At 61.1% G+C, this 1,043-nt stretch carries 1 protein-coding gene; it reads right to left on the reverse strand.

Going from position 1 to position 1,043, the window contains the following annotated elements; all coding sequences use genetic code 11:
* Positions 1 to 946, reverse strand: a 946-nt coding sequence (locus tag AC3WOE_RS30495; protein ID WP_492696304.1) for an IS481 family transposase, incomplete at its 3' end; no start/stop codon positions are given.
* Positions 947 to 1,043: the final 97 nt, after the last annotated feature.

Here is a 1,043-nt window from a genome sequence, read left to right on the forward strand (position 1 = left end):
TGTGAAGAGTCAACACGTTCTTTCGAGATAGCGAGAGACGTGACATGGGCGGCTTGAGGTCAATGCCGTGATGCGGACGATGCCAGTTGTAGAAGTGGGTCCAGACAGGAAGCGCAGCTTGGCGGTGCTCAGAGGTCTCGTAGACGCGGCCGTAAGCCCATTCGCGCAGCGCTGACTGGATGAAGCGCTCGGCCTTGCCATTAGTCTGTGGTCGATACGCCCGCGTGAACTTCTGAGCGATCCCCAGCTCAAGGCACGTCGCGCCGAACAGGTGCGAGTGGAACGACTTGCCGTTGTCCGTGAGAACTCGCTGGACAGGGATTCGTAATGTGCTGAAGTAGCCTACGGCAGCCCGAAGAAACGACGCCGCGCTCTCCTTTGTTTCGTCCGGATAGACCTGGGTGAAGGCGATGCGGCTGTGGTCATCGACGGCGACAAAGACATGGTCCCAGCCGATGTCGCGGGCTCGCTGCGTTCGGTCACCGGTGATGCGGTGACCGACCTTGTCGAAGCGCCCAAGGCGTTTGATGTCGATATGCAGCAGTTCGCCCGGCGTCTCCCTTTCGTAGCGATGGACGTCCTCCTTGGGCCCCAAGTCACTCAGCCTGGACAGGCCGGCTCGGCGCAGCACGCGGCTGACCGTGGCCTTGGAGACACCCGTGTAGGCGGCAATCCGAGCTTGCAGGAAGAGCTTGCGCCGCAGCTCGACGATGGTCATTGCAAGCCCAGGCTCGATGCTGCGTGGCGACAGTGCTGGTCGCGACGACTTGTCCAGCAGCGCGGCTGCACCTCCTGCCAGGTAACGCGCGTGCCATTTACGAGCGGTGACCGCGCTGACGCCATGATTGGCGGCTGCCTTTGATGCGGGCAAGCCACGCTCGGTGATGTCTTGGACCATCTCCACGCGGCGCAGGTACGTCAATCGGGCATTCTTATGGGTGTTCATCCGGCCTCTGGCTCAGAGTTGACTGGGGGTTTGGCGATTTCCAGTCTCTCAAAACCTCGCCGGGTGAACACCCGCAACAACCTATTGAACCTTCACA

This window comes from Roseateles sp. FW305-36 (assembly GCF_058787015.1).